The 20,405-nt window shown below is 69.2% G+C and carries 19 protein-coding genes, 1 tRNA gene and 1 riboswitch; of the genes, 9 read left to right on the forward strand and 11 right to left on the reverse strand.

Going from position 1 to position 20,405, the window contains the following annotated elements:
- A partial coding sequence (locus tag AB0J09_RS16470) for a DUF2064 domain-containing protein (RefSeq protein ID WP_360690773.1) occupies positions 1-401 on the reverse strand: 401 nt, incomplete at its 3' end.
- A gap of 74 nt (positions 402-475) precedes the next feature.
- Complete coding sequence (locus AB0J09_RS16475; RefSeq protein WP_360690777.1) at positions 476-1,798, reverse strand: glycosyltransferase 87 family protein; 1,323 nt, start codon at positions 1,796-1,798, stop codon at positions 476-478.
- Between the two features lie 129 nt (positions 1,799-1,927).
- Here AB0J09_RS16475 and AB0J09_RS16480 point away from each other — a divergent pair, with 129 nt between their 5' ends.
- Complete coding sequence (locus AB0J09_RS16480) at positions 1,928-2,908, forward strand: NAD-dependent epimerase/dehydratase family protein (RefSeq protein ID WP_360690779.1); 981 nt, start codon at positions 1,928-1,930, stop codon at positions 2,906-2,908.
- Positions 2,905-3,564, forward strand: coding sequence for a glycosyltransferase family 2 protein (locus tag AB0J09_RS16485; protein WP_360690782.1), 660 nt, complete (start codon positions 2,905-2,907; stop codon positions 3,562-3,564). The genes AB0J09_RS16480 and AB0J09_RS16485 overlap by 4 nt, the downstream gene beginning before the upstream one ends.
- A 142-nt stretch (positions 3,565-3,706) precedes the next feature.
- Here the strand turns inward: AB0J09_RS16485 and AB0J09_RS16490 are convergent, their stop codons facing one another.
- The gene (locus AB0J09_RS16490) at positions 3,707-4,483 is read right to left on the reverse strand and encodes a GH25 family lysozyme (RefSeq protein WP_360690785.1); all 777 of its coding nucleotides are present in this window, start codon (positions 4,481-4,483) and stop codon (positions 3,707-3,709) included.
- A 12-nt stretch (positions 4,484-4,495) separates the two neighbouring features.
- Positions 4,496-4,638: riboswitch (cyclic di-AMP (ydaO/yuaA leader) on the reverse strand.
- A gap of 583 nt (positions 4,639-5,221) precedes the next feature.
- On the opposite strand from AB0J09_RS16490, the gene AB0J09_RS16495 reads away from it, so the two are divergent.
- The gene (locus AB0J09_RS16495; RefSeq protein ID WP_360690788.1) at positions 5,222-7,486 is read left to right on the forward strand and encodes a hypothetical protein; all 2,265 of its coding nucleotides are present in this window, start codon (positions 5,222-5,224) and stop codon (positions 7,484-7,486) included.
- Positions 7,487-7,914: 428 nt separating this feature from the next.
- On the opposite strand, the gene AB0J09_RS16500 is transcribed toward AB0J09_RS16495, so the two are convergent.
- The 3 genes from AB0J09_RS16500 to AB0J09_RS16510 form a co-directional block, all read right to left on the reverse strand.
- Positions 7,915-9,894, reverse strand: a complete 1,980-nt coding sequence (locus AB0J09_RS16500; RefSeq protein WP_360690791.1) for a right-handed parallel beta-helix repeat-containing protein — start codon at positions 9,892-9,894, stop codon at positions 7,915-7,917.
- A 269-nt stretch (positions 9,895-10,163) separates the two neighbouring features.
- Positions 10,164-10,237 (reverse strand) — tRNA-Pro (locus AB0J09_RS16505).
- A 64-nt stretch (positions 10,238-10,301) separates the two neighbouring features.
- Entirely contained in the window at positions 10,302-11,165 is an 864-nt protein-coding gene (locus AB0J09_RS16510; RefSeq protein WP_360690855.1) for a metallophosphoesterase, read from the reverse strand.
- A 99-nt stretch (positions 11,166-11,264) separates the two neighbouring features.
- Here AB0J09_RS16510 and AB0J09_RS16515 point away from each other — a divergent pair, with 99 nt between their 5' ends.
- Positions 11,265-11,723 (forward strand): GatB/YqeY domain-containing protein, encoded by a 459-nt coding sequence (locus tag AB0J09_RS16515; protein WP_360690794.1) that lies wholly within the window; start codon positions 11,265-11,267, stop codon positions 11,721-11,723.
- Positions 11,724-11,763: 40 nt separating this feature from the next.
- On the opposite strand, the gene AB0J09_RS16520 is transcribed toward AB0J09_RS16515, so the two are convergent.
- On the reverse strand, positions 11,764-13,989 hold the full coding sequence (locus AB0J09_RS16520; RefSeq protein ID WP_360690797.1) for a transglycosylase domain-containing protein: 2,226 nt from the start codon (positions 13,987-13,989) through the stop codon (positions 11,764-11,766).
- Positions 13,990-14,232: 243 nt separating this feature from the next.
- On the opposite strand from AB0J09_RS16520, the gene AB0J09_RS16525 reads away from it, so the two are divergent.
- Complete coding sequence (locus AB0J09_RS16525; RefSeq protein ID WP_090771382.1) at positions 14,233-14,529, forward strand: WhiB family transcriptional regulator; 297 nt, start codon at positions 14,233-14,235, stop codon at positions 14,527-14,529.
- Positions 14,530-14,581: 52 nt separating this feature from the next.
- On the opposite strand, the gene AB0J09_RS16530 is transcribed toward AB0J09_RS16525, so the two are convergent.
- Both AB0J09_RS16530 and AB0J09_RS16535 read right to left on the reverse strand, forming a co-directional pair.
- Positions 14,582-15,709 (reverse strand): ArsA family ATPase, encoded by a 1,128-nt coding sequence (locus AB0J09_RS16530; RefSeq protein WP_360690801.1) that lies wholly within the window; start codon positions 15,707-15,709, stop codon positions 14,582-14,584.
- Positions 15,706-16,707 (reverse strand): ArsA-related P-loop ATPase, encoded by a 1,002-nt coding sequence (locus AB0J09_RS16535; protein ID WP_360690804.1) that lies wholly within the window; start codon positions 16,705-16,707, stop codon positions 15,706-15,708. Before AB0J09_RS16535 ends, AB0J09_RS16530 begins: the two co-directional genes overlap by 4 nt.
- 127 nt (positions 16,708-16,834) lie before the next feature.
- Between AB0J09_RS16535 and AB0J09_RS16540 the strand changes: the two genes are divergently transcribed.
- From AB0J09_RS16540 to AB0J09_RS16555, 4 genes are read left to right on the forward strand one after another with little or no spacing between them, the layout of a single operon-like run.
- Positions 16,835-16,990, forward strand: coding sequence for a DUF4177 domain-containing protein (locus tag AB0J09_RS16540; protein ID WP_242374205.1), 156 nt, complete (start codon positions 16,835-16,837; stop codon positions 16,988-16,990).
- Positions 16,987-17,445 (forward strand): RidA family protein, encoded by a 459-nt coding sequence (locus AB0J09_RS16545; RefSeq protein ID WP_360690808.1) that lies wholly within the window; start codon positions 16,987-16,989, stop codon positions 17,443-17,445. The genes AB0J09_RS16540 and AB0J09_RS16545 overlap by 4 nt, the downstream gene beginning before the upstream one ends.
- Before the next feature lie 6 nt (positions 17,446-17,451).
- Complete coding sequence (locus AB0J09_RS16550) at positions 17,452-18,306, forward strand: NUDIX hydrolase (RefSeq protein WP_360690811.1); 855 nt, start codon at positions 17,452-17,454, stop codon at positions 18,304-18,306.
- Complete coding sequence (locus AB0J09_RS16555) at positions 18,303-19,091, forward strand: MBL fold metallo-hydrolase (RefSeq protein WP_360690815.1); 789 nt, start codon at positions 18,303-18,305, stop codon at positions 19,089-19,091. The genes AB0J09_RS16550 and AB0J09_RS16555 overlap by 4 nt, the downstream gene beginning before the upstream one ends.
- Here the strand turns inward: AB0J09_RS16555 and AB0J09_RS16560 are convergent.
- Together AB0J09_RS16560 and AB0J09_RS16565 are read right to left on the reverse strand one after the other, a co-directional pair.
- A complete protein-coding gene (locus tag AB0J09_RS16560; RefSeq protein ID WP_225965682.1) occupies positions 19,073-19,708 on the reverse strand; it encodes a Crp/Fnr family transcriptional regulator in 636 nt (211 codons plus the stop codon). The two genes, AB0J09_RS16555 and AB0J09_RS16560, sit on opposite strands and share 19 nt — an antisense overlap.
- Positions 19,709-19,910: 202 nt before the next feature.
- Positions 19,911-20,351, reverse strand: coding sequence for a hypothetical protein (locus AB0J09_RS16565; protein WP_360690818.1), 441 nt, complete (start codon positions 20,349-20,351; stop codon positions 19,911-19,913).
- Between the last annotated feature and the right edge of the window lie 54 nt (positions 20,352-20,405).

Below are 20,405 nucleotides of genomic sequence, written 5' to 3' on the forward strand. Positions count from 1 at the left end.
CCGAGCAGCCAGAAGCCGCCGTCGGCCGCCGGGCCGTAGACCGCGTCGTGACGTCCCAGCGCATCGACCGCCTCGCCGAGCAGGGCGGGAGTCACCTGCGGGGTGTCCATGCCGATCAGCACGACGGGGTCCGGCCGGAGCCGGTAGGCGTCCGAGAAGGCCGCCGCGAGGCGCTCGTCCAGGCCCGAGCCGCGCTGGGGGATGACCGCGAATCCGGCGGGCAGCCAGCTGCCCGGCAGTCCGTCCAGGGCGAGCAGCCGCTGGGCGGCGGGCGTCTCGGACACGGCGCGCAGGCTGTCGCGGAGGGCGGCTTCGGCGAGCGCGGCGGCCTGCTCCGGCCTGAACGGCGGGGTCAGCCGGGTCTTGACCCGCCCGGCCACCGGTTCCTTGGCGATGATCATGATTTGCGCCGTACGGCTAGGCGACATGCGTGGTCCTTACGAGACGGAGGCAGACGAGTGCGAAGAAGCGAGGGTTAAGTCGAGGCCGTAGCCGAGCGAGAGGATCCAGGGGTTGCCGGTCCTGTGCCCGATCGCCGGCGTACGGTCCAGCCGACCAGCACGGCCAGCGCCGCCGCGATGTAGAAGGCGGTGGCGGGGCTGTCGCGCGCCATCGGGCCCGCGACATAGGCGACCCCGCCCGCCAGGGCCACCCCCAGCCACTCCCACCGGCCGTCCATCGCGGCCAGCGCGACGACCAGCAGCGCGTACCAGGAGTAGCCCGGCGTGAAGAGCAGCAGCAGCCACCCGCTGACGATGAGCGCGCCGTGCCACGGGCGTTCGGGATCGCCGTACCGCAGGACGTAGAGAGCGACCAGGACGAGCAGCACGATCACGGCCCAGGGCGCCCAGGAGTCCGGCATCGCCAGCCGTACGAGGGCGTAGCGGTTGCCGTCGGCAGGGCTCTCGTAGCGCTCCTCCTGCAGGTAGCCCGGCAGGTAACCCACGACCGACGCCTGTGAGACCAGCGCGTAGGGCAGGTAGGCGAGCGCCACGACCAGGGTGGCGGGCACAAGGATCTTGAGGACGCGCCGCCAGTCCAGCCCGTTCGCCAGGACTCCCGACAGAGCGCCGGGCAGCGTCGCGGCGGGCAGCAACTTGGCCGCCACGGCCGCGCCGAGCAGCGCCCCGCGGGCGCGTGCGGCGCGCATGGCGAGCACGACCAGCAGCACGGCGAGCATGTCGACGTGCGCGTTGTTCACGGCCTCGATGGGGACGGCGGGGCACCACGCCCAGTAGGCGGCCGTCCGGACGTTCCACCTGCACAGTGCGAGCAACACGACGACGGCCATCACCCAGCCGCCGAGCTGCAGGACCTTGTGCCGGGCGCCGTCCGGCGAGAGCCAGTGAACCAGGAGGAAGTAGCCCTGGGCGACCGGCGGGTAGATGGTGGGCACGGTGGGGCGGTTGATCCTGGTGCACCCTCCGTCCGGGAGCGGCCACAGGCCGCGGGCCTCGCACCCGGAGGGGAAGAGCCAGCCGTCGCGCAGCCCGGCGAGCGCCGGGTCGGCCGGCGGATGGTCGTACGGGGAGATGCCCGCGGCCTGGACCCGGCCGTCCCAGGCGTACCGGAAGGAGTCGGTGCTGCTGCTCGGCGGCGCCGACAGCCCGGTCGTGACCATCACGATGCCGCCGACGACGACCAGGACGGCCAGCCGCCTGTCCGGCGCCTGCCGCGCCAGCCACACCGCCACGGCGAACAGCGCCCAGGCGAGCAGGTACCAGCCCAGACCGGGCGCCCCGGCCACCGTCCGCACCAGAACGAAGGCCAGGCCCACGAGCACGACGATGAGCTTCACGGCGGCAGCCTCACATCCCGGAGGCGGTTCGTGGCCGCTGGAGAGCCAGACGTTCGTACTCCATAAGAACTCTTACGAAGTGCGAACGTCGCTACAGTCCGGCCGCGGGGCGGGGCTAGCGTCGGCCAGGTGAGAGTGATGGTCACCGGCTCGGCCGGATTCATCGGTGGTCACGTGGTCGAGGCACTCGAAGCCGATGGGCACGAGGTCGTCGGCCTCGACCTGCGCGCCGGCGCCGATGTGCGCGACGATGCGGTGCTGGATCGGCTGCTGCCGGGCGTGGACCTCGTGGTGCACCAGGCCGCCAAGGTCGGTCTCGGCGTGGACGTCGCCGACCTGCCGGACTACGCCTCGATCAACATGTACGGCACGGCCGTGCTGCTGGCGGCCATGGCGCGCCATCGGGTCGAGCGGCTGGTGCTGGCCTCCTCGATGGTGGTCTACGGAGAGGGCTCCTACGAGTGCCCCGGGCACGGCCGGGTGCGCCCGGGCCCGCGCACGAGAGGGGACCTGGAGCGGGGCCGGTTCGACCCGGCCTGCCCTGACTGCGGCATGCCGGTCCGCTGCGTCACCATCGCCGAGGACGCGCCGCTCGATCCGCGCAACGCCTACGCCACCAGCAAGCTCGCCCAGGAGCACCTGGCCGCGAACTGGGCAAGGGAGACCGGCGGCAGCGTCGTCGCACTCCGGTACCACAACGTCTACGGCCCACGCATGCCCCGCGACACCCCCTACGCCGGCGTCGCCGCGATCTTCCGTTCCGAGCTGGAGGCGGGACGGCCGCCGAAGGTCTTCGAAGACGGCGGCCAGCTCCGCGACTTCGTGCACGTACGCGACGTCGCCCGGGCGAACCTGGCGGCCGCCCTCGCGCCCGCGCATCCCGGCGAGCCGCGCGCCTACAACATCGCCAGCGGCACCCCGCACACCGTCGGCGAGATGGCCGCCGCACTGGCCGCCGAGCGGGGCGGCCCGGCCCCGCAGATCACCGGCGGCTACCGGCTCGGGGACGTCCGCCACATCGTCGCCTCTCCCGAGCGGGCAGGCCGCGAGCTCGGCTTCCACGCCGAGATCGGGTTCGAGGCGGGCATGAAGGAGTTCGCGTGGTCATGACCGTCGAGGTGATCCTGCCCTGCCTGAACGAGGAGGCCGCGCTCGACTGGGTGCTCGGTCGTATGCCCGACGGATACCGTGCCCTGGTGGTCGACAACGGTTCCACCGACCGCTCGGCAGAGGTCGCCCGCGACCTCGGCGCCCGTGTGGTACACGAGCCGCGCCGCGGCTTCGGTGCCGCCTGCCACGCGGGGCTGCTGGCCGCGAGCGCGGAGGTGGTCTGCTTCATGGACGCCGACGCCTCCCTCGACCCCCGCCAGCTCCCGAGAGTCGCCGAACCCGTCATCGGCGGCCACGCCGACCTGGTGCTCGGCGCCCGCCGGCCGCGCGTGGCAGGCGCCTGGCCCTGGCACGCCCGGCTCGGCAACGCCGTCATCGCCCGCGGCCTGCGTCGCCGCACCGGGGCGCCGTTGCACGACCTCGGGCCCATGCGGGCCGCCGGACGGTCCCGGCTGCTGGCGCTCGGGCTGAACGATCGCCGGTTCGGCTACCCGCTCGAAATGGTGCTGCGCGCGGCCGCCTCCGGGTGGCGGATCGCGGAGGTGGAGGTGGACTACCTGCGCAGAACGGGCCGTTCCAAGGTCACCGGCACCGTCCGGGGCACCCTGCGGGCCGCCTCCGACATGCGGCGGGTCATGGCCGAACACATGAGGTGACGCAGCCACAGGTAGGCGTGGACGGCGCAATCGTGCGGCTCAAGGACTCGCAGCGTTCCTTCGTGGATCCGTGGTGGTTGCTGCGGCTTTGGCGAGGTGGCCCGTTCGCCGCGCTTGCCGTACCAGGCGCTCCAGGCGCCGATCAGGCAGCGCGGCGGCCCAGGCTGCGCAGTTGGTCGGCGGTCAGTGCGGAGACGTTCTGGTCGATGGGGGTTTCGGTGTACTGGTGGATGGTCCAGGACTTCCAGTCGGCGGGCGGGGTGATCGATCCCTTGGCCTTGCTGTAGTGGGCGACCCACAGCGGGTACTGGGCCAGGCCCCTGCCGTAGGTGTTGGCGAAGTTCCAGCCGCTGTAGAACATCGGGGTGATCCCGGTCTTGGCCTTCACGTACGACAGCCACGTCTTGGCCCAGGTGTTGACCTCGGTGACGGACTTGCCGTCCGTGGTCTCCAGGTCAAGGACCAGCAGGTCGCCGGGCTTGGCGGGCTGGGAGTTCACCACGGACAGGAAGTGCTCGGCCTCCGCGACGGGGTCGTTGCCGGGGTGGCCGTAGTGGTAGGCCCCGCGCACGATCCCCTTCTTGCCCAGCTGGAGCCAGTGCCTGGCGAAGGAGGCATCGCGGAAGCTCGTGCCTTCCGTGGCCTTGATGATGCCGAACTTGGCCGTGCTGGCGTTCCAGTCGTACTGGGGCTCGTAGTTGGAGATGTCCAGGCCATACGTGAGAGATCCGGTCTCATGCTGAGCCGCGTGCGCAGGGCCGTTCTCCGTGGAGGATGCGAGCGCCATGCCGGCCACGCTGGCGACGGCGGCGGTCCCGGCGATGATCGCACCGGCGACGACGAAGCTGAGGCGCTGGGTGAGGGGATCGAAGTGATTCTTGAGGGCGTGGGCGACTGTGGCAAGCCGAGGCTTGGGCATGACGGCATTGACTCCTTGCTTCCATGCCGCCTACCGGGTTAGCTGACGGGTTCGGGCCTGGAAGTGCCCTACGGGCGCAGCCTGGGCTGGCGTCCGATTCACCCCAAGAGGTGGGTCCCCGGCTCCGCGAGGCGCGGATTCGGCGGCCGAACGCTGTCCACGAAGAGTTCTGAGGGCAGCGCACGGTCCGGTCAACGAAGCGGCAACGATGCGGCGAAAGTCGTCCCATCTATGCCTTGATTAGGCAAAAGATAGGCATCTATCCATAGATAGTGCAAGTAGGGCAAAATGGGATTTGCGTGTATCGGCCGCTGAACGGTACTGAAATGCCGTGCCTGTCAGGGTTTTCGGGCTCGGTAAAGTTTGAGGGCCGCCTCTTCCGGGCCCCGCTCACCGCTACGGACGAAAGCATGTGTCGCGCTGCGAAGGCCTACGGTTGTCAACACATGGGGCGAATCACCCGTACGTTGCTATTGTGACTTGGCATCATTCCACGGGTAATCGTGACGCGAGTCCTCGAAGAAGCGCCCTGGCGCTCACCCCGCGGTTCGTCACCGCCATCGAGGGCTACCTGCGCCGGCACCCGGCCGAGGCCGGACGGATCGCCCGAGCGAAAGCCCCGATTGTCGCTGGACGCCGAGCACGTTCCGGGCGATCAGGGCGCGGCGGGCTGCCGGAGAACTTGGCGAAGCTCGCCAAACTCGGTTCCGATCGAGAGCAAAAGGAGGGACAGCGCCGATGACGCTCGATCTCACCTTATTGAACGAAGCCGGTCCGGCGTTCCTCCGCGGCGCGCTCGGCGGATCGTGCCCACCGGCCCTGCTGCGGGCCTATCGCCGGGCGCTCCCGCGGCTTCTCGCTCTACCCGGCCCCGAACGGCTCGAGTACTTGTGCGCGACCGCCGCTGCCGAGGAACCGGAAGCCCTGACAGCATTCGATGTGATAGGGCCGGGGACATGGACTCTGGCATGGGAAACCGGCGAGCGGCCCACGGCCTTCCACGTGTGCACGGCCCGCCACGACGGCCCGGTCTGGGCGGTGGCGATGGGCGAGTTCGAGGGACGCACGTTCGTGGCCAGTGGCGGCGACGACCACGTGGTACGGCTTCGCGACGCGTTCGACCAGTCAGGGCCGGACCTGGAGGGCCATACGGCGAGCGTCCGCGCCCTGGCGTTCGGCGTGGTGGACGGCCGCCCGGTGCTGGCCGGCGGCGACCACGACGGCACGATCCGCACCTGGGACCTGCTCACCGGAGCGAGCGGGTTCACCTGTGACACGACCGGCGGCCATCCGACAGCCATGGCCTTCGTCGAGGCCGAGGGTGGGCGGATGCTGCTCGCCGTGGCGATCGGTTTCGACAACCGCGGCTTCCCGGCCGAAGACGAGGACGGGCGCGTCGACCTGCTGGACCCGGCCACCGGCGAGCTCGTGCGAGAGCTGCGTGCGGAGGAGAGGGACGGGATACTCGACCTCGCGGTGGCGAAGCTGGGCGAGAGCACCGTACTGGCCTCTCTGAGCCCCTACGAGCTGTACGTGTGGGACGTCGCCACCGGCGAGCAGCTGGGGACCGCCGAACCGAGCGATGTCTGGGAGGACATGGAGCAGGACGGGTTCGCTCCGCCCCTGCTCGTGGGCGTATGGAGCGGGCGGCCCGAAGTCGCCGTGGTGGTCCGGATCGAACACCCGCCGGGCTACACGGTGCAAAGCCGCGAGGTGGTCTACCTGAAACTGGAGAACCTCGGCGACAGGACCCCCAGCCAGGGGTTCGACCGCGACCAGGGGCCGGTGACCATGACCACTCACGCCGGGCAGAACGTGATGCTCGTGGCGAACCACACCGGAGCCGTCGGGGCGTGGGAACGGCCCGCCAAGGCCGTGATCTGGCACCCGGGCCACGAGACGGACGTCGACCTGGACGCCGACACCCGCCTGATCACGGCCGCCGCCTTCGGGCGCCTGGAGGGACGCCTCTGCCTGGCCACGGCCGGTCTCGACGGGACGGTGCAGGTCTGGGACGCACAGACGCCGCACAGACACCGGCGGACCGGCTACGGCGGGTCGGGGCTGGCGCTGTTCACCACAGTGCAGGGCGTGCCCGCGCTGGCCGTCGGCACGCACAGTGACACGGTGCTCCTGGTGGACGCGGCGAGTGGAAAGAAGATCGGTTCGGTGGGTTGCCGCCAGAGCGGCCGCGGCCACGACTGCGACATCTCGCCTTATGACCACTGCTGCCGAGGACTGGCAGCCGGAAATGTGGCCGGTCGGCCGTACATCGCGAGCAGTGGCTGTGCCGCCTACGGCACCATGCTGTGGCAGCCACTGAGCAAGATCCGTGGGATCACCCGGAAGGGCGATGCCAAGGGTGGCCAGGTCACCTTCGGCGGCATGGATCACGCCTCACCCACCGCTCTCGCCTTCGGCGAGGCCGACGGCCGGGCGCTGCTCGCAGCCGGCGCCGACGTGTGGGACCCGGTCACACAGGAGCGCGTGGCCAAGCTGCCCAGGTGGGGGTTCTCGCTGAGCGAGAGCGCCTTCGGCAGGGCCGGGGATCAGCCGGTGCTGGCCACAAGGTGCGGCAGCAAGGTGGACCTCTGGAGCCCGCTGACCGGCCGGCACATCCGGGCGCTCGGCGTGGACGACGCCGGCGAGGGTCTGGCCATGGGCCGAATCGCCGATCTTGACGTACTCGCCGTCGGCAGCGGGAGGTACGTGCACCTGTGGGACGCCACCATCGGGGAACGCCGGGAGTGGATACCGCATACATCGACCGTCACCTGCCTGAGTCTGGTCGAGCACGGTGACGGGGTCCTGCTGGTGACTGGGACCGAGGACGGCACAGTGGCGCTGTGGGACGCCGCCTCCCAGCGCCGCCTCGCCATCCTTGGCGCGTTCGCCCGCCCGGTATGCTCCGTCGCTGCGGCGACTGTCCGCGGGAACCTGCACGTGTACGGCCAGTCTCACTACGGCCGCGTGCTCGCTTGGCGCGTCGACGTCCCCGTGTGACCAGAACGCTGTGTATCTGGTCGAGTAACGTACGCGACCGCTGGGGAGTGGCCGGCGGCCTGCTTCTCGCGAACGGATCGTTTCCGGTCACCGCTCCGAGGGGACGCGCTGTACGGTGCCGGTGACCGTACCGTCCTGCATTTCGGCGAAGAGCTTGAACGGGCGAGACTTCACTTCGGTGGAGAACCAACGGACGCCGCCGGGACCGCCTGGCGGCCCGAGCGGAGGCTCCGCTGAAGTGCCGTCCGGATAGCTGATGCGTACCTTCCGCACCTCGGTCCCGGGACCTCAAGACGGGTGCTTCACGCGCCTTCTCGGGATGTTGCTCCCATCAGAGCGGCTGCAACATGTTTTCCGTGTTACAGCCGCACGTTTGCGCGTAGCGTTTCAGGAAGGCGGGCGGAGCGCCGTCACCGGGCTCATGTTCTTCAGGTCTTTGCTTGAGCTTCCCCGGTACGGATTGCCAGATCATCGATCTGGAACGCGGGCCCGGCGGTGCTCGCGTTCCAGACAAAGGTCCAGTCGACGCGGGTCGTGCCCGCGGGCGCGGTGAACGTGCCGGCTGCTTCGGTCCAGGCGGTCTTCTGGGCCAGGGAGATGGCGTCGGTACGCAGCACCGTGCCGGACTCGTCGCGCCACCGAACATTCCACGTGACGGCAGGCATGGTCGCCACGGCCTCCCTGTACCACAGCGACACGTGGTAACTCGTACCGGCGACCACACCGCTGTATCCGGGGTAGTTGTCAAGCGCCACCGCGCTGCCAGACGCCTGGGTGCTGGTCATCTGCAGCGAGCCCGTGCCACCATGCGCGTCGCCGGTCTGATGCGCCAGACCGGCCCCGTACCACGGGGCGTAGGGCGAGGTGGTCGAGCCGGACTCGAAGTCCTGCTCGGTGATCGACGGCGGGACGGGCGTGCCGCCGTCGAACGTGCTGCCGGCGTCCTGGCCGTACTGGGGGCCGACCCACTGCCCGGGCGAGATGCGACTGCCCATGTCGGTGACCCTGAACTGCCACGGCCCTGTATAGGTGTTGTCGTGCCAGGAGTTGTGCGATTCGTGGACGATCGACTGCTGGATCACGGCGCCCTTGTACGGGGACCAGTCTGGGTACGTGCCCCAGTTGGACAGCAGGGCCATGTGCCCGCAGTACTGCGTTGGGCAGCCGCCGTTGACGGCACTGGGGTCGAAGGCGAACGTGTTGTGGTGGATGTCGACGTTCTTCGTCCACCAGCGGCAGTTGGTGTAGAGCGGCTCGCTGGCGATGGCAGGAGCCGAGCACTGTGAGGTGTTGGTCGGCCCGACTATCAGCGTGCAGTCGCCGGTCGTTGAGGCTGGGCTGTTGCAGAACCGGTCGGCGTTCGCCCACGCGGTGATCCCGCCCCAGTTGTTCTCGAACAGGTTGCCGGTGATCTCGATCTTGCTGGTTCGCGCTGTCAAGCGGGGCTCACCGTCCGCCTCGGACAGGTAGATCGCCGCTTCGGGGAACGGGTCGCCCTTCGCTGCCCGCTCGGCACCGGAGGCCCAGGCGTTGCCGCGGATGGTGTTGTTCCGGATCACGACGTTGTAGCTGATCTCGTAGAAGATCGCGAGCGAGTCGTTGTCCTCGATGAGGTTGTCCTCGATGAGGAAGTCGTTGTTGTTGGTGTCCGCCCAGACCCCCGGCCCGTGGTTGCCGTGGACCCAGTTGCCGGTCACGTCTGCACCGTTCACCGCCCAGAACTTCATGCCACCGGTACATCCGCATCCAGGGACCTGGTGCTCCCAGTCCTCGGTGTTGTTGCCGGTGAACTCGTTGTCCGCCACGACCAGGCCGGTGATGGTGTTGCCGGACTTATACGCGTTCAGGCCGTACTGCCCGTTGTCCTTGAAGCAGTTGCCACTGATCTTGTTTGTGGCCCCGGCCATCAGCCCCGCGCCGGAGTTGTCGCGGATCGTGTTGTGCTCCACGACCCAGCCATCGCCGGAGTCGTGGTTGACCACACCCTCATCGCGCGGCGCGACGAACCCGGTGATGGTCAGGTACCGGATCGTGACGCCGGTCGCATGCTGAGTGAACGCGTACCGGTTCAGCCGCTGCCCGTTCAGTACCGCGCCGGGCGCGCCGATGAACGTCGCGCCGTCGCCGGGCATGATCTGGGAGTACGGGTCGGTGCCCAGCGTGTGCGTGCCGGTCTCGAAGTAGTACGTGGTGTTCGCCTGGCGTAAGTCCACGCCGCTGTTGTCGCCCGCAGGGACCACGACCGCGCCGGAGGGCGGTGTGGCCGGGCCGTTCAGCGACGAGCTGCCGCAGACCGCTGCCGTCGTCGAATCGGTTACCGGATCGACCGCGTCGCCACTCGCCGGCGTCGCGCCGCCCATGACAACCGTGGCGAGGGCCGCCAACGCCACTGGCCAGGTTCTTCGCATTCCTGTTCTCCTCCAGTTTTGACCAGCTTTGGCCGCACTCGACCGCCAGCCGTCGCCACTGTAGTCAGAGCTCACGCCTACCCTCTAGATCAAACACTGAGAGGACTGCAGGGCCGATGCCGGCATCCTGCTGATCAAGGACAGCGATAGACATCACTGTCCTGTGCCGTGGGCTTCCTGAGCTGTGACGATCGGTGAGGTAGTCACTCAGAAGACAAGAAAGGCCGCTTCCGATCTTCGGAAGCGGCCTTTTACCTGGTCAAACTCTGTCGGGGTGGCGGGATTTGAACCCACGACCTCTTCGTCCCGAACGAAGCGCGCTGCCAAGCTGCGCTACACCCCGGTGCACGCCGGTCTTGCGCGTGCTTGGAAAAGTCTAGCGGACTCCCAAGGTACTTGTGACCGTGTCAGCGGCGGGGAACGAGCGTGAGCAACGATGCCTCCGGGAAGCAGGCGAAGCGGGCCGGGGCGTACGGGGAGGTGCCGAGGCCGGCGGAGACGTGGAGCCAGGCGTTGTCGTGGCGGCTCAGGCCCTTGACTCTGGCCCGGTCGATGCCGCAGTTGGTGACCAGGGCGCCGTAGAAGGGGATGCAGAGCTGGCCGCCGTGGGTGTGGCCGGCGAGCAGGAACTGGTAGCCGTCCTCGGCGAAGCGGGTCATGTTGCGTGGCTCGGGCGAGTGCATGACGCCCAGGCGGAGGTCGGCGTCCGCGGGGGCGGGACCGGCCACGAGATCGTAGCGGTCGCGTGAGATGTGGGAGTCGTGGATGCCCGCCACCGCCACGTCCAGGTCGCCCACCTTGATGCGGGCCGTGGTGTTGTTCATGTCGAGCCAGCCCTCGGCGGCCATGCCCGCTCCCAGCTCCTCCCAGGGCAGGGTGGGGATGTGCTGGCGGCGCTCGTTCTTGGACGTGCGCCAGAGGTAGCGGGCCGGGTTTTTGGGCTTCGGGGCGTACAGGTCGTTGGAGCCGTAGACGAAGAGGCCCGGGCGGGAGAGCAGGGGCTCCAGGGCGTACAGGAGCGAGGGGACGGCGTCCGGGTGGGCGATCGAGTCGCCGGTGTTGACGACCAGGTCCGGCTTCAGCGCGCCCAGGGAGCGCACCCAGTTGATGAGCATCGTACGGCGGGGCGTCAGATGCAGGTCGGAGAGGTGGAGAACGCGTATGGGACGCTGGCCGCGCTCCAGCACGGGCACGTCGAAGCGCCGCAGGCGGAACCAGTTGCGCTCCACCACAGAGGCGTAACCCAGCCCGGCGAGGCCGAGACCAAGCATGGACAGTGGCACTGCGACGGCTTTTCTCACGTACTCATGATGCCCGACATCCGGCGCGAGGCGTCCGCGCCGGTCCGCCTAGACGGCAAGATGGACCGCATGAGCGCATTGAAGAACAAGCTGAAGGCCGACCTGACGGCCTCCATGAAGAGCCGGGACGAGGTACGTCTCCGGACGATCCGTATGGCACTGGCCGCGGTGAACGTCGAGGAGGTCGCCGGTAAGGAGGCCAGGGAGCTGACCGACGACGAGATCATCAAGGTGCTGACCAAGGAGGCCAAGAAGCGCCGGGAGGCGGCCGAGGCGTTCGGGAACGCGGGGCGGGCCGAGCAGGCGCAGGCCGAGCTGGACGAGCAGGCGGTGCTGGAGGAGTACCTGCCGGCGCAGCTCTCCGACGAGGAGCTGGAGGCCATCGTCGACGCCGCCATCGCGGAGACCGGCGCTGCCGGGCCGCAGGCCATGGGGCAGGTCATGAAGGTCGTCAACCCGAAGATCGCGGGACGGGCCGAGGGCGGACGCGTCGCCGCCGCCGTCCGCGCGCGTCTGGCGGGCAAGTAGCGGTTGGGCAGCGGCCGGTCGTGATGACGGAGCCGGTGACCTACCGCCCGCGCCCGTTGCCCTGCCCGTTACCCGGCTGGTCCCCGTTCGGCGGGTTGAAGATGTCGAACGGGTCACCGCCGTCCCCAGGCGGCCCCTGCCCGTCCTTGCCGTCCTTCTTCTTGGGCGGCTTGGGCGCGCAGTTCTCCGTGCATCCGCCGAACCGCGACCGGTCCACCGGCGTGAACTCCGTCGGCTCGACCCCCTTCAGCGCGGACATCATCGAGTCTTTCCAGATCCGCCCGGAAATGGAGGCCCCGTACACGTACGAGTAGTACTGCCCCCCGATCGTGATCCCGATCAGCTTGTGGGACGAGGTGCCGCGCGGGTCGCCCAGGCTGACGGCTGAGGCCAGGTTGGGGGTGTAGCCGGCGAACCAGGCCGACATGTAGTTGTCGGTCGTGCCCGTCTTGCCGGCCGCGTCCCGCCCGATGCCGCCCACCTCGCGCATCGTGCCCTTGGTGAACACCCCGGACAGGATGCCGCTGACCGCGTCGGCGACCTCCTCCTCCAGCACCTGCGAGCACTTCGGCTTGTACTGCTTGGCCGTGCCGTTCCTGTCCTTGATCTCCGTGATCGCGAGCGGCTTGCAGTACTGCCCGCGCGAGGCGAACACCGCGTACGCGCTGGAGATCGTCACGGGGTCGACCTCGTTGACCCCCAGCGTGAACGTCTCCACCTCGGACAGCTTGTCCCCGTCGGCCCGCTTGACCCCGAGCTTCTTGGCCATCTTGACCACGCTGCAGAGCCCGACCTCCTGCTCCAGCCTGAGGAAGAACGTGTTCACCGAGCCCCAGGTGCCGGTCTCGAGCGTCTTGAAGCCGCCGCCGCCCTCGCTGGAGTTGCGCACGGTGTGGGACGGGTCGCCGACGTTCTCGCCCTTGCAGTTCTTGAACGTGCTGTAGCCGCCGGCCGTGTAGCCCGCGGGGGCGGGGAAGCCGTCGCCGTACTTGAGCCCTTCCTCCAACGCCGTGGCCAGCGTGTAGACCTTGGCCGTCGAGCCCTGCTGGAACCCGCGCCCGCCGCCGTGCGCCCCGTCGGCCACGATGTTGTAGCTCATCTCGTTCTTCTTCTTGCTCCCGCCGAACTTCCGCGAGGCGGCCATCGCCTTGATCTCGCCGGTGCCGGGAACGACCATGGCCTGCGAGGCCACGGGCTTGTCCTTCTTGGAGACGTACTTCTTGATCGCCTTCTCGGCGGCGGCCTGCATCTTCGGGTCGATCGTGGTCTTGATCTCCAGGCCACCGCGCTGGAGCAGCTTCCTGCGCTCGTCCTGGTTCTTCCCGAAGTCCTCGTTGTTGAGGATCTCGTACTGGACGTAGAGGCAGAAGTACGGGAATTTGCTGGCCTCGCAGCCGCCGGGCGCCTTGATGTTCTTCCAGCCCAGCTTCTTCGCCTTGGCCTCGGTGGCATCCTGCAGCGAGATCTTGCCGATCTCGGCCATCCGGTCGAGCACGATGTTGCGCCGCTGCAGCAGGCGCGCCCGCGACTCGGGGCCGACGCTCGGGTCGGTCCTGGCGGGGTTCTGTACGGCGCCGGCGAGCGTGGCCGCCTCTGCGAGGTTGAGCTCGGAGGCGGGCTTGTCGAAGAAGCGCCTGGCCGCGGCCTGGACGCCGTGGGCGCCGGCGCCGAAGTAGGCGATGTTCAGATATTTCTCGAGAATCTGGTTCTTGGTGTACTTCTTCTCGATGGCCATCGCATAGCGCAGCTCGGACAGCTTGCGCGAGAGCGTCGGGGCGATGGCGGCCTGCTGCTCCTCGGGCGTCTCGGCCTTGTTGAGCAGCACCTGCTTGACGTACTGCTGCGTGATGGACGAGCCGCCCTGCATCACGCCGCCGCTCGAGAAATTCTTGAGGAGAGCTCTCGCCGTTCCCTCAACATCGATCGGCCCGTGCTGGTAGAAACGGAAGTCCTCGATCGCGATCAGGGCCGTCTGCATGATCGGGGCGACCTTGCCGAGGGGCACAGACTGGCGGTTCTCGTAGTAGAACTGCGCGATCTGCTTGCCGTTCGCGTCCCTCAGGAGCGTGCGCTCGGGCAGAGGGGGTTCGTCGAGCTCTTCGGGCTTGAGGTTGAGGCTTTCCACAGCGCTCTTCGTGGAGATCCCCGCCCCGCCGATCGCGGGAAGGGCCACGGCGGCCGCGAGCACCCCGGCAGTGGTTCCCGCGATGATCAGACGCAGGATGCCGAGGACAGGGTTGGAACGATCTTTGCGCTGCGCTTGCACGCTACCAAGGGTACGTCGAAACTCTGACCTTTCCGGTAGCACGACACCATTTCACCTTGACTGATGGGGGTGACTAGTCATTCCCGGTCAAGACTGCCGCGAGAAATTGGTCCTCTGGGGTCTGTCGGCCCGAAGGTGAAGTTGCGTACGTTCTCCTCTGCGGCAACTGAATACGGAGGCTCGGCGCCCGCGCCCGTCGGCCCCAAATGACGACTGACCACCTAAGGGGAGTGGGGTCGAACAATGTGGATCACGGATTGGACCTCCCGTGCCGCCTGTAAGGGTGCGGATCCGGATGCCCTGTTCGTGCAGGGCGCCGCGCAGAACAGGGCCAAGCTCATCTGCCGGGGCTGCCCGGTCCGTACCGAATGCCTCGCCGATGCACTGGACAATCGCATCGAGTTCGGGGTGTGGGGCGGTATGACCGAACGCGAACGGCGTGCACTGCTTCGACGGCGGCCTGACGTGGACTCGTGGCGCGACTTGCTCGAGTCGGCCAAGGAAGAGTACGAACGAACCAACGAGCTGATCGCGGGCTGAGTCAAAGCCCGGCGAGCCGAGTACGGCCGGCGCCGTCCGCCGGCCGTACTTTTTATGCGCTCGCCAGCAGGGCCCCGATCTGCCGCAGACCAGTGAGATCGTGGACGTCCTCGGACATGGCGCGAACCCGCACCACGGGCACCGTGGGGTGGGCCGAGACGAAATGCTCCTGCTCACGGCCTTCGCGGGCCGCGAGCTGCATTCGCCCGGCGTGCAGCCGCAGCACGGCGGCGGTCAGCTCGTGCTCGCCCCGCGACTCCAGGTCTTCCGCGGCCGCGGCGCTACGGGCGGCTGAGAGAACCGTGGCGGGCGACATGTGCACGCGGTTGACCACCAGGCCGGCCAGTGGCATGCGCTCCTCGGCGAGCCGCTCGACGAAGTAGGACGCCTCCCGCATGGCGTCCCGCTCGGGCGCGGCCACCACCAGGAAGGCCGTCCCGGGGGCCTGCAGCAGCTTGTACGTCATCTCGGCCCGCTGCCTGAACCCGCCGAAGACGGCGTCCAGGGCGGACACGAACGTCTGCAGATCCTTGATCACCTGCGCGCCCAGCAGCTTGGTCATCACGCCTGCCATCAGCCCGAACCCGGCGTTGAGCAGCCGGAACGCGCTGCGTCCTCCGGCCTTGGCGGGCGCCGTGAGCAGCCGGATGAACCGCCCGTCGAGGAAGCGCCCGAGCCGCTCGGGAGCGTCGAGGAAGTCGAGCGCGGACCGCGACGGCGGCGTGTCCACGATGATCAGGTCCCACTCGTCCGAGCGGCGGAGCTGGCCCAGCTTCTCCATGGCCATGTACTCCTGCGTGCCGGAGAAGCTGGAGGAGAGCGACTGGTAGAAGGGGTTCGACAGGATCTGGCGGGCCCGCTCGGGGTCGGCGTGCGCCTCGATGATCTCGTCGAACGTGCGCTTCATGTCGAGCATCATGGCGTAGAGCTGGCCGCCGCCAGCGGGCGAGGTGACCAGGCGCGGGGTGTTGTCCAGCTCGGTCAGCCCCATCGACTGGGCCAGGCGCCGCGCGGGGTCCACGGTGAGCACGACCGCGCACCTGCCGCGCTCGGCCGCCCGCAGCCCGAGCGCCGCTGCGGTCGTGGTCTTGCCCACGCCGCCGGCGCCGCAGCAGACGATGATCCTGGTGCCCTGGTCGTCGAGAATCGCGTCGATGTCGAGCACTGCCGGCTTCTTCACGCTGCTCCTTGGGTGCGCATGCTCTCTGCCAGCTCGTACAGGCCGGCCAGGTCCACGCCGTCGGCCAGCAGCGGCAGCTCGTAGCTCTTCAGCCCCGCCTCGGCCAGCGAGTCGCGCTCGGCGCTCTCCAGCTCGCTGCGGCGGGCGTGCTCGACGATCTCTTCCGCCAGCGCCGCGGCGAACGCCGAGGCCTCCGCGCCGTCGGCCACCCCGGCCGCCTTGAGTCCGAGCACGAGCTCCCCGGTGTCGAATCGGCCTTTGACAGCAGTGTCAAGAGCGGCCTGCGGGAGCAGTGATTCGCGGACCATATTGATGAAAATTCCACCAGCGGGGAGCCCCGCTGATCGCAATTCGGAGATGCCGTCGAGTGTCTCCTGGACGGGCATCTCCTCCAGCAGCGTCACGAAGTGCACGGCCGTTTCGGGAGATTTCACGACTCCGTTGACCAGGTCGGAGTGGTTTTTGATCGGCCCGACCTTGGCCAGGCCGGCCACCTCCTGGGTGACGTTCAGGAAGCGCGTGATGCGGCCGGTCGGGGGCGCGTCGAGCACGACCGCGTCATAGACCCTGCGGCCGTTCTTGCCTCGCCTGCGCACGGCCTCAGTCGTCTTGCCGGTGACGAGCACGTCGCGAAAGCCGGGGGCCACGGTGGTGGCGAAGTCGACGATGCCCATCTTGGTCAGAGCCCGGCCCGCCCTGCGCATCCCGTAGAACATCTCCATGTAGTCGAGCATGGCCTCTTCGGGATCGATGGCCAGCGCGTACACGTCGCCGCCGGCGGGTGCGACGGCGATCTTGCGTTCCTCGTAGGGCAGCGGTGGCAGATCGAAGATCTGCGCGATGCCTTGCCGGCCCTCAACCTCGACGAGCAGCACCTTGCGGCCGCCGGCGGCCAAGGCGAGCGCGAGAGCGGCGGCCACGGTCGTCTTGCCGGTGCCGCCCTTGCCTGTGACCACATGCAGCCGCACGCCGGCCCAATCCGTGTCCGGATACTCCACGACTCGAGGCTACCGAAGGGTCACTTGCGGAGAGCCGACGACCACCCTTTGAGATTGCTCACACTATGGTGCGCCGCGCTCAGCGGTGCGCCACAGGCTGCGGGTCTCAGGGCCTACTCTGGCCCTCATGAAGAAATGGGAGTACCTCACGGCCCCCTTGCTGATCCACAACACCAAGATGATCCTGGACAACTTCGGCTCCGACGGCTGGGAGCTGGTCCAGATCGTGCAGGGCGCCTCGCCCGAGCAGCTGGTGGCCTACTTCAAGCGGGAGAAGCAGTGACGCCGGAGCAGAAGATCGCGGAGCTGGGCCTGAAGCTGCCTGAGGTGCCGGCGCCGGCAGGGGCCTACGTGCCCGCCGTGCGCACGGGAAATCTCGTCTACACCTCCGGGCAGGTGCCGTTCGTCGACGGCAAGCTGCAGAGGACCGGCAAGGTCGGGGCCGATCTGACCACTGAGGAGGGCGCGGAGCAGGCCCGCATCTGCGCGCTCAACGCGCTGGCCGCGCTGAAGGCTGAGGTGGGCGACCTGCAGAAGGTCGTGCGCATCGTCAAGGTCGTGGTGTTCGTGGCCAGCGATCCGGCCTTCACCGAGCAGCCCAAGGTCGGCAACGGCGCCAGTGAGCTGCTCGCCGAAGTGCTGGGCGAGCCGGGCAGGCATGCCCGCAGCGCGGTGGGCGTGGCCGCCCTTCCGCTGGACGCACCCGTGGAAGTGGAGCTGATCGCCGAAGTAGCCTGAGGCACTATGACCGATGTGACCGGGTTGCTGCTTCCAGCCGAGCTCGCCGCGCGGGCGCGGGACCTCCTCGCGGGGCAGGTCGAGCCGGTCCCGACCCGCGATGCCGCCACAGTGGTGATCTTGCGCCCCAGCGACCGAGCCCGCCTCCACGCAGTGGAGGCCATCAACACAGCGCCAGAGGTCTACCTGCTGCGGCGGAAGTCCACGATGGCCTTCGCGGCGGGCGCGTACGTCTTCCCCGGCGGCTCGGTGGACGTCCGCGACACCGACCAGGCCGTGGCCTGGGCCGGCCCGTCACCGGCGGAGTGGGGCGCGGTCTTCAACGCCGGCGAGGAGGTCGCGCGGGGGCTGGTGTGCGCGGCCGTGCGCGAGACGTTCGAGGAGTCGGGCGTGCTGCTGGCCGGTCCCGGGCCCGGCTCCGTCGTCGCCGACACGACGGGGGACGACTGGGAGTCGGACCGGCTGGCGCTGATCGACAGGAGCCTGTCCTTCGCCGACTTCCTCGCCAGGCGCGGCCTGGTGCTCCGGTCCGACCTGCTCAAGCCGTGGGCCCACTGGATCACGCCGGAGATCGAGCACAGACGCTTCGACACGCGGTTCTTCGTCGCCGTGCTGCCGGAGGGCCAGCGCACCCGTGACGTCGGCGGCGAGGCCGACCACGTGGCCTGGAAACGCCCGGCGGAGGCGATCGAGCTGGCGCACCAGGGCGAGATCTTCCTGATGCCGCCCACTTACCGTACGCTGACCGAGCTGTCGGCCCACGACAGTGTGGCGGGGGTCCTGGCCGAGCACCGGGAGATCGTGCCGATCATGCCGAGGGCCGTCGAGATCGAGGGCGAGATGCGGCTGGTGATCAGGTGAGCGGACTGCACATCCCGATCGGCACGCCCGACGGCTCCCGTACGCGACACGCCGAGAACCTGCTCGCCCCCAATCCCTCCGTCATGACGCTCGACGGCACCAACACCTGGGTCATCGGCGAGCACGAGGTGGTCGTCGTCGATCCCGGGCCCGACGACGAGTCGCACCTGCGCCGCGTACGCGACCATCTGGGGGAGCGCCGCGTCACCGAGATCCTGCTCACCCACGGGCACATCGACCACAGCGGCGGCGCCAGGCAGTTCGCGGAGATGGTGCGCGCCCCCGTGCGGGCGCTCGACCCGCGACACCGGCTCGGCGACGAGGGACTCGCCGACGGCGACGTGGTCACCGTGGACGGCCTGGAGATCCATGTGTACGGCACGCCGGGCCACTCGTTCGACTCGCTCTGCTTCTGGTTGCCGCAGGACCGCGCGATGCTGACCGGCGACACCGTGCTCGGCAGGGGCACCACGATCATCGCCCGCGACGGCGGCCTGGCCGACTACCTCCGCAGCCTCGACCGGCTGAGAGCGGCCGCGGAGAGCCTGGAGGCGCGGGCGCTGCTGCCCGGCCACGGCCCGGTGCTGCCCGACCCGATCGGCGCGCTCGACGGCTACATCGCCCACAGGCGCGAGCGGCTCGACCAGATCAGGGCGGCGCGCGAGCAGGGCGCGCGCACGCCGCGCGAGATCGTCAAGGTCGTGTACGCCGACGTCGACCGCTCGCTCTGGGCCGCCGCCGAGATGTCCGTCGTGGCCCAGCTCGACTACCTCGACCGGTTGTAGAGCCGGTCCATGTCGAGGATGACCACGGCCTTGGCCTCGATCCGCAGCCAGCCGCGCTGGGCGAAGTCGGCCAGCGCCTTGTTGACCGTCTCGCGCGAGGCGCCGACGAGCTGGGCCAGCTCTTCCTGGGTCAGGTCGTGGTGGACCCGCAGACCGTCGTCGGTCTTGGTGCCGAACCGCTCGGCCAGGTCGAGCAGCTGCTTGGCCACCCGCCCGGGCACGTCGGTGAAGACCAGGTCGGCCAGCACGTCGTTGGTGCGGCGCAGCCGCTGGGCGAGCGCGCGCAGCAGGTGGAGCGCCACCTCTGGGCGGCCGGTCAGCCAGGGCCGCAGGTCGTCGTGGCCGAGCCCGGCCAGACGCACGTCGGTCAGCGCCGTCGCGGAGGCCGTGCGCGGCCTCGGGTCGAACAGCGACAGCTCGCCGAACATCTCGCTCGGCCCGAGCACGCTCAGCAGGTTTTCCCGTCCGTCAGGCGAGGTGCGGGACAGCTTGATCTTGCCTTCCAGCACGACGTAGAGGCGGTCGCCGGTCTCGTTCTCGTGGAAAAGCGTCTGTCCCTTGGAGAGCTGGACCTCAGTGATGCTCGTACGCAGCGCCGCGGCGCTCTCGCGGTCCAGCGCGGCGAACAGGGGGGCCTTGCCCAGCACATCTTCGGTGTTCACTCTGCCTCCTCTGCTGCCATTGTGACTCACCCCACTCCGCGTGGCACACACAGGTTATGGGAATGCTGGAGTGTTCTGCGCTTTTAGGATGAGTCGCATCCAGGGGAAAGTTACCGGATGCCCTGATTTCAGGGCGTATCGGCCCTCTCCTGAGGCGTCAGGAAGCCAGAAGGTCGTCCACCGAGGCCACCGCCGCGGCCACCGATTGGCCGAGCAGCACGCGCAGCACGTCGGCCGCCCGGGGGCGGGTCGTGGGGTCGGGCCGGCGGCAGTGCCGTACCGCGAGGCGCAGGGCGGGAGGCAGAGCGGCGGTGTCGCCGTCAGTGCGGCCGGTCGCCGCGAAGACCACCAGGTCGGCCCAGGCTCGCATGTCGTCGGCCGCGGAGCCCGGCGTGACGCCGGGCTGCCAGCCGATCAGCACCTGGCCGTGGCCGCCGAGCGCGACGCTCTCATGGCTGAGCCCGAGCCCGACGTTGCCCCGCGCGTGCAGCCTGGCCACGGCGGAGGCGCAGGCCAGGGCCAGACGATGCAGCGCCTGCCCGTTGAGCGGCCCCGATGTACGCACGAACTCCGACAGCACCGCACCCTGACCACTCATGGCCACCGCCTCCTGTGTCGCCAGGTTGTACGCGAGCGGGGCCGTCCTGGGTTC

It is taken from the genome of Nonomuraea sp. NPDC049784 (assembly GCF_040659615.1).
Classification (GTDB): Bacteria; Actinomycetota; Actinomycetes; order Streptosporangiales; family Streptosporangiaceae; genus Nonomuraea.